Source organism: Advenella sp. RU8, assembly GCF_048381675.1.
GTDB lineage: Bacteria > Pseudomonadota > Gammaproteobacteria > Burkholderiales > Burkholderiaceae_B > Advenella.
The window spans coordinates 1-7,703 of sequence record NZ_JBLWIS010000017.1; the positions used below are offsets into that span (position 1 = coordinate 1).

Here is a 7,703-nt window from a genome sequence, read left to right on the forward strand (position 1 = left end):
GATTTCTTCAAAGTAAGAGCGTTGAATTTCTAGTTTTTGAAGTGAGTTGACGTCTTCAGCTTCTTCGTCCCGCTTTGCGTTTAATGCAATATACTCTTCACCATTAATACCATTGACAACCAACAAGAAGTCAACAGTCATTACAGTAGGTACATTTGTGCCGGGATAGTATGGATGGCGTAGTTTTAATTTTTGGGCAATAGTTTGTGTCAGTTCCCGGTCCAACGGAAACTGCTCTCGGATATCCAAAACCCTGCGAGACCAGTCACAGTAAAGAAAGATGTCAAACTCAACATCAGAGAAACAATGATGGGTGCGTCCGGTTTTGTTACTCCAAACACGACGAGAGCGGCCCTGACTGCTAAAATCAGTGATTTCCAACCAGGGCTTATAGTTAACCCCAGCTCCCTCACCATAACCATTTTTTATTCGCTCAGCAATCTTTTGCTCTGTCCAAATTTTTCTCGCCATGCTGACTTACCTTAAGGTTAACAATGTTATTTCGGATAGGTATAGGCATTCGGCTCTCTCCTTTTTAAGCACAAAAAACAAGAAATAAATATTCTCATCATTAATATTATTAAATAATATTAATACAATCTAAAAAACTATAAAAGATTTTTTTTCATCATATATGATTTATTTGCATATTTTATTAATACAATCCATCAGGTTGTAACCTGCTAAAATACATCGATTATCTACAAATCGATCACCAAAATGCTTACATGGGAACTTGAAGCCAAGCGTATCCTGCGGGCGGAGCTTGCACGCGCGGGTATTAGCTATAAAACACTATCTGTCAGGCTGAGCGCACTAGGCATAGAAGAAAATGAGGCTAATCTAGCCAATAAAATAGCCAGGGGAAAATTTTCTTTTGTTTTGTTTTTGCAATGCATGAAAGCCATCGGAGCAACTACCGTCAACGTCAACACTGAAATTGAACCATCTATTTTCGAAAAACGTTAAATCGGCAGGTAGGCCGACGAGAGTCGAACCTTACAGATAGTGACAAATCAAAGACAACCAAAAAAATAAAACATGCATTACACACATCTCCCACCAGAAACGGCTTGCTCAAACCGAAAAACAAGAAGGGTTTTCCCTTAAAAAATAGAAATTGATCCGCTTATCGGTTTTTGGGTTTGTAACGAATAAACTATACTTAACCACTGGACATAGGGGTTGCTTTTGTACTGGCTCAAGCAAGTTGGCATAGCCTTGCAACCTTACTGCAACATATATTCAACAGAATTTCAGTTTTCTCACACCAAGGTGGAAAAACTTAGATAAACAAATACACAAACAGGAAAGATAAAGAATGACAAGTAACCAACAACGCGCTGAACTTCAACGCCGGATCTGGCAAATCGCCAATGATGTCCGTGGTTCCGTCGATGGCTGGGACTTCAAGCAATATGTACTGGGTGCGCTGTTCTACCGCTTTATCAGTGAAAATTTTGCCAACTATATTGAAGCAGGTGATGACAGCATCCACTATGCCGAGATGCCCGATACCGTCATTACCCCTGAAATAAAAGACGATGCGATCAAAACCAAAGGCTACTTCATTTACCCCAGCCAGCTATTTGAAAATATCGTTAAAAACGCACACACCAATGACAGTTTAAACACTGATCTGGCCAATATTTTCAGTGCCATTGAAAACTCGGCTAACGGCTACCCTTCAGAATCTGACATCAAGGGCCTGTTTGCAGACTTTGACACCACCAGCAACCGCTTGGGCAACACTGTCAGCGATAAAAACAAACGCCTGGCCGCCGTGTTAAAAGGCGTGGCAGAGCTGAACTTTGGCGATTTTGAAGACAACCAGATTGATTTGTTTGGTGACGCCTACGAATTCCTGATTTCAAACTACGCGGCCAATGCCGGTAAATCGGGAGGTGAGTTTTTCACCCCTCAACACGTGTCCAAACTGATTGCGCAACTGGCCATGCATGGTCAAACCAGCGTCAATAAGATTTATGACCCAGCGTGTGGATCCGGTTCACTGTTATTGCAAGCCAAAAAGCAGTTTGATGCCCATATCATCGAAGACGGGTTCTTTGGCCAGGAAATCAACCATACCACCTATAACCTGGCTCGCATGAACATGTTCCTGCACAACATCAACTACGACAAGTTTAATGTTGAGTTGGGGGATACACTCACCAACCCGCATTTTGGCAATGACAAACCTTTTGATGCCATCGTATCCAACCCACCCTACTCAGTGAAATGGATCGGTTCTGACGATCCTACCTTAATCAACGATGACCGCTTTGCCCCGGCGGGCGTATTAGCCCCCAAGTCCAAGGCAGACTTTGCCTTTGTGCTGCATGCGCTGCATTATTTATCCAGTAAAGGACGTGCCGCTATTGTGTGCTTTCCGGGTATTTTTTACCGAGGCGGTGCCGAGCAGAAAATCCGCAAATACCTGGTCGATAACAACCATGTGGAAACTGTCATTTCTCTGGCACCTAATTTATTTTTTGGTACCACCATTGCAGTAACGATTCTGGTCCTGTCCAAACACAAAGCCGACACCACCACCCAGTTTATTGATGCCAGCGCATTATTCAACAAAGAGACCAATACCAACGTACTTACCGATACACATATCAAGCAGATCATGCAGGTGTTTGACAGCAAAGACAATATCGAGCACTTTGCCAAATCGGTGCCCTTTGAAAACATCGCCGCCAATGACTACAACCTGTCAGTGAGTAGTTATGTGGAAGCCAAAGATACCCGCGAAGTGGTGGATATTGCACAGATCAACGCCGAGCTGAAAACCACCGTGGCCAAAATTGACCAACTACGCAAGGATATTGACGCGATTGTGGCCGAGATTGAAGGTGAGGAGGTAGAAGGATGAGCGCCATGAATTTTATGGAGAAATTGCTGGATGGCGTTGAGGTGGAATGGAAGGCATTAGGAGAAATTGCTATAAAAGTTTCGTCCGGGGGCACCCCAAAAACCGGGGTTGCTGAATATTATGACGGGCAAATTCCATGGTTACGCACTCAAGAAGTTAATTTTGGAGAAATTTGGGATACTGGCGTAAAAATCACTGACGCCGGATTAAACAGTTCAAGCGCAAAATGGATACCTGAAAACTGCATCATCATTGCGATGTATGGAGCTACCGTAGGGAAAATTGGAATCAACAAAATCCCTATGACTACTAATCAGGCATGTGCGAATATTCAATTTGATGAAAAAACCATTAACTACCGCTATGTGTTTCATTTTTTGTCTAGTAAATATGAATATATTAAATCTCTAGGGGAAGGCTCTCAGACCAATATAAATGCAGGAATTGTAAAAAAACTCCAAATCCCCATCCCCTGCCCGGAAAACCCGGAAAAATCGCTGGAGATCCAAGCGGAAATTGTCCGTATTCTGGATGCCTTCACCGAGCTGACCACCGAGCTGACCACCGAGCTGACCGCCCGCAAAAAACAATACAACTACTATCGCGATAAGCTTTTGAGTTTTGAAGAAGGTGAGGTGGAGTGGAAGACGTTGGGGGAAATTGGGAGCTTCCTTCGAGGGAAAAGGTTCGTAAAGACTGATATGACCTCAGAAGGGATTCCTTGTATCCACTATGGAGAGCTGTATACCCATTACGGAATATGGGCAAGTGACTCAAAGTCATTCATTAGTGAAAAATTAGCCTCAAAGTTGCGAGTGGCTAATCCAGGAGATGTCATTATTGTTGCGGCAGGAGAAACAATTGAGGATATCGGTAATGCTTCAGCTTGGCTAGGCAAAGATAATGTTGTAATTCATGATGCTTGTTTTTCGTATAAAAGTAAATTAAATCCAAGGTATGTCTCTTATTTTCTTAGAACAAAAATATGTAAGCAACAAATAAAAAAACATATATCTTCAGGAAAGATTTCGGCAATAAATGAAAAAGGGCTGTCTAAAATTTTAATCCCCGTCCCATCTCTTGCCGAGCAAGCCCGCATCGTCGACATCCTTGATAAATTCAATGCCCTTACCAACTCCCTCACGGAAGGCTTGCCCCGCGAGATCGAATTGCACAAAAAACAATATGAATACTACCGCGACCAGTTATTAAGCTTCCCCAAAGCAGAAGCACTAACAGAGGCTTTGGCCTAAGGAACGAAATAATGAGCGTTTACACCGCAATCACGGAGACCAACAACTTTATTGTCCTGGAGCAATACCACAAAGCATGGAATGTCGCTGAGAGTTACCAGAGCGAAAACCAATTAGAACAGGAACTCATTCAGGATTTGGCTAACCAGGGCTACGAGTATTTACCCGGCTTAAATAACCCTGAAGCCATGTTGACCAATATACGAGTACAACTACAGACCTTAAACAACGTCCAGTTCAGCAATGGCGAGTGGCTGCGCTTTGTGGAAACCTATTTAGACAAACCCAGCGATGGTGTTATAGATAAAACCCGCAAAATCCACGATGATTATATTCACGACTTTATCTTTGATGATGGCCGTATTCAAAACATCTACCTGCTGGATAAAAAGACGATTACCCGAAACAAGCTGCAGGTGATCAAGCAATTCGAGCAAACCGGCACCCACGCCAACCGTTACGATGTCACCATTTTGGTCAACGGCCTGCCCTTGGTTCAGGTGGAGCTTAAAAAGCGCGGGGTGGCGATTCGCGAAGCCTTTAACCAGGTGCACCGCTACAGCAAGGAAAGCTTTAACAGTGAGCACTCCTTGTATAAGTATTTGCAGTTGTTTGTGATTTCCAACGGTACGGATACCCGTTATTTTGCCAATACCACCCAACGAGATAAAAACAGTTTTGACTTCACCATGCATTGGGCGAAGGCTGACAATGGTTTGATTCGAGACCTGAAGGACTTTACCGCCACCTTTTTCCAAAAAAATACCTTGCTGCGCGTGTTGCTGCATTATTCGGTATTTGATGTGAGCAATACCCTGCTGGTGATGCGCCCTTACCAAATTGCGGCCACCGAGCGTATTTTGTGGAAAATCAACAGTGCATATATGGCCAAAAGCTGGAGCACGCCAGAAAGCGGCGGGTATATCTGGCACACCACGGGATCCGGAAAGACGTTAACCAGCTTCAAGGCGGCCCGCCTGGCGACAGAACTGGAATTTATCGACAAGGTGTTCTTTGTGGTGGACAGAAAAGACCTGGACTACCAGACCATGAAGGAATATCAGCGCTTTTCTCCGGATAGCGTGAATGGTTCTGACAGCACGGCCGGCTTAAAGCGCAATCTGGACAAAGACGACAACAAAATCATTGTCACCACCATCCAGAAGCTGAATAACCTGATGAAAAGCGAGGGTGATCTACCCATCTACAGCAAGCATGTCGTGTTTATTTTTGATGAATGCCACCGCAGCCAGTTTGGGGAAGCGCAGAAAAACCTGAAGAAAAAATTCAAGAAGTTTTATCAGTTCGGGTTTACGGGCACGCCTATTTTTGGTGATGAGATTATCAATGGTCAGTTAATCCGGAAAGGTAATGCCCTGGGGGCCGAAACCACCGCCAGTGTCTTTGGCCGTGAGTTGCACTCCTATGTGATTACCGATGCAATTCGTGATGAAAAGGTGCTCAAGTTCAAGGTGGACTATAACGATGTGCGCCCGCAATTCAAATCAATTGAAACCGAGCAGGATGAGAAAAAACTCAGTGCCGCTGAAAACAAGCAAGCCCTGCTGCATCCAGATCGCATCCGCGAAATCTCGCAATATATCCTGAGTAATTTTCGCCAGAAAACCCATCGGCTGCAATCGGCCGCCAAGGGGTTCAATGCCATGTTTGCGGTGAGCAGTGTGGATGCGGCCAAGCTGTATTACGAAACGCTAAATCAACTGCAACAGGGTAGTGACAAGCCACTGAAAATAGCGACTATTTTTTCTTTTGCCGCCAATGAAACACAGGATGCAGTAGGCGACATTCCTGATGAAAGCTTTGAAGTATCTGCCATGAACAGCAGTGCCAAGGAATTTTTAAACGCCGCGATTGCTGATTACAATGCATTTTTTAAAACCAGTTTCAGTGTTGATAGCAACGGTTTTCAGAACTATTACCGGGACCTGGCCAAGCGGGTCAAGTCGCAGGAAATAGATCTATTGATCGTGGTAGGCATGTTCCTGACTGGCTTTGATGCGCCGGCACTCAATACCTTGTTTGTGGATAAAAACCTGCGTTACCACGGTTTAATCCAAGCTTATTCGCGCACCAATCGTATTTATGATTCTACCAAAACCTTTGGTAACATCGTGACCTTCCGCGATCTGGAGCTGGCCACCATTGATGCCATTACCTTGTTTGGTGACAAAAACACCAAAAATGTCGTCCTGGAAAAGAGCTACAAAGAATACATGGAAGGCTTTACGGATATTATCACCGGTGAAGCCCGGCGCGGATTTGTGGAGATCGTGGCTGAATTGGAAACACGCTTTCCCAATCCGGATGAGATTTTTCTGGAAAAAGACAAGAAAGACTTTGCCAAGCTGTTTGGTGAATATCTGCGTGTGGAAAACATACTGCAAAACTATGATGAGTTTGCCAGTATCAAAGCGCTGCAAAATGTCGACATGAGCAACCCTGAAGCGGTTGAGGCTTTCAAAGCGGCCCATTACTTGAGTGATGAGGACCTGACTGCCCTGCAAGCCGTGCATATTCCCGCTGATCGCAAGCTCCAGGACTACCGCTCTACGTATAATGATATTCGCGATTGGCTGCGTCAGCAAAAAGCCGCCAATGATCAAGACCAGTCCACGCTGGATTGGGATGACGTGATTTTTGAGGTGGATCTGCTGAAATCACAGGAAATAAACCTTGATTACATTCTTGAGCTGATTTTTGAAAACAATAAGAAAAACAGGAGCAAGGCCGAATTGATTGACGAAGTACGCCGATTAATTCGTGCCAGCCTGGGTAATCGCGCCAAGGAAAGCCTGGTTGTTGATTTTATTAATCAAACCAATATGGATGAGTTCAATAACAAAGAGAATGTCATTGAGGCTTTCTTCCTCTTTGCTCAGGAAGCGCAGCAGCATGAGGCCCGAGCACTGATTAACAGCGAGAACCTGAATGAAGACGCCGCCAAACGTTATATTGCGTCTTCATTAAAACGCGAATATGCCAGTGAAAACGGAACTGAGCTGAATGCCATCTTGCCGAAGATGAGCCCTTTGAATCCGCAATACCTGACTAAAAAGCAGAGCGTATTTCAAAAAATTTCTACGTTTGTTGAGAAATTTAAAGGTGTCGGAGGCCAAGTCTGAACAAGTAAAAATAGGCCAAATCTACATGGTTTTTTTTGTGGGGGGGGGGTTAGTTACGTTTTGAGACCCCCTTATGACCTTTGAAACCCGTATGGATAAAAGGTTTAGTATGAAAAAGGGGCTATTTAACGGTCATAAGATTTGGGGCGAAAGGTCATAATTGCCTTGTGGCGTCTATGACTTTTGTCATCTCCCGTACCTTTTTACCTGGAAGTAAGTTGACCCCTCGTCAATTTGGGTGAATTTATGGCTTTTCATGGCCAAAGGTCATAAGATTTGGGGAGCTAATGCGGTGAATTTAGTCGTATTTAGGTTGGGTTTTGATACTCCTTATTATTGCTGAAACCCGCATGGATAAAGGGTTATCGTGAAAATGGACTATTTAGAGGCCATAAGATTTGGGGCGAAAGGTCATAATTGCCTTATGGT

General features: G+C 44.1%; 5 protein-coding genes. 4 read left to right on the forward strand and 1 reads right to left on the reverse strand.

Annotation, left to right across the window (positions count from 1 at the left end; translation table 11 throughout):
• Positions 1-471: TnsA endonuclease N-terminal domain-containing protein (locus tag ACM5Q9_RS14145; protein WP_418145394.1), on the reverse strand; the 471-nt coding region annotated here is incomplete at its 3' end.
• Between the two features lie 249 nt (positions 472-720).
• Between ACM5Q9_RS14145 and ACM5Q9_RS14150 the strand changes: the two genes are divergently transcribed.
• The 4 genes from ACM5Q9_RS14150 (at position 721) to ACM5Q9_RS14165 (ending at position 7,274) form a co-directional block, all read left to right on the forward strand.
• Positions 721-969, forward strand: coding sequence for a DUF6471 domain-containing protein (locus tag ACM5Q9_RS14150; protein ID WP_418145395.1), 249 nt, complete (start codon positions 721-723; stop codon positions 967-969).
• Positions 970-1,321: 352 nt separating this feature from the next.
• Positions 1,322-2,878 (forward strand): type I restriction-modification system subunit M, encoded by a 1,557-nt coding sequence (locus tag ACM5Q9_RS14155; RefSeq protein ID WP_418145396.1) that lies wholly within the window; start codon positions 1,322-1,324, stop codon positions 2,876-2,878.
• Positions 2,875-4,131, forward strand: a complete 1,257-nt coding sequence (locus tag ACM5Q9_RS14160) for a restriction endonuclease subunit S (RefSeq protein WP_418145397.1) — start codon at positions 2,875-2,877, stop codon at positions 4,129-4,131. Before ACM5Q9_RS14155 ends, ACM5Q9_RS14160 begins: the two co-directional genes overlap by 4 nt.
• An 11-nt stretch (positions 4,132-4,142) precedes the next feature.
• On the forward strand, positions 4,143-7,274 hold the full coding sequence (locus ACM5Q9_RS14165; RefSeq protein WP_418145398.1) for a type I restriction endonuclease subunit R: 3,132 nt from the start codon (positions 4,143-4,145) through the stop codon (positions 7,272-7,274).
• Positions 7,275-7,703 lie beyond the last annotated feature (429 nt).

Coding starts and splice junctions, on each gene's coding strand:
- ACM5Q9_RS14150 (WP_418145395.1), top strand. CDS start 721: ATGCTTACATGGGAACTTGAAGCCAAGCGTATCCTGCGGGCGGAGCTT.
- ACM5Q9_RS14155 (WP_418145396.1), top strand. CDS start 1,322: ATGACAAGTAACCAACAACGCGCTGAACTTCAACGCCGGATCTGGCAA.
- ACM5Q9_RS14160 (WP_418145397.1), top strand. CDS start 2,875: ATGAGCGCCATGAATTTTATGGAGAAATTGCTGGATGGCGTTGAGGTG.
- ACM5Q9_RS14165 (WP_418145398.1), top strand. CDS start 4,143: ATGAGCGTTTACACCGCAATCACGGAGACCAACAACTTTATTGTCCTG.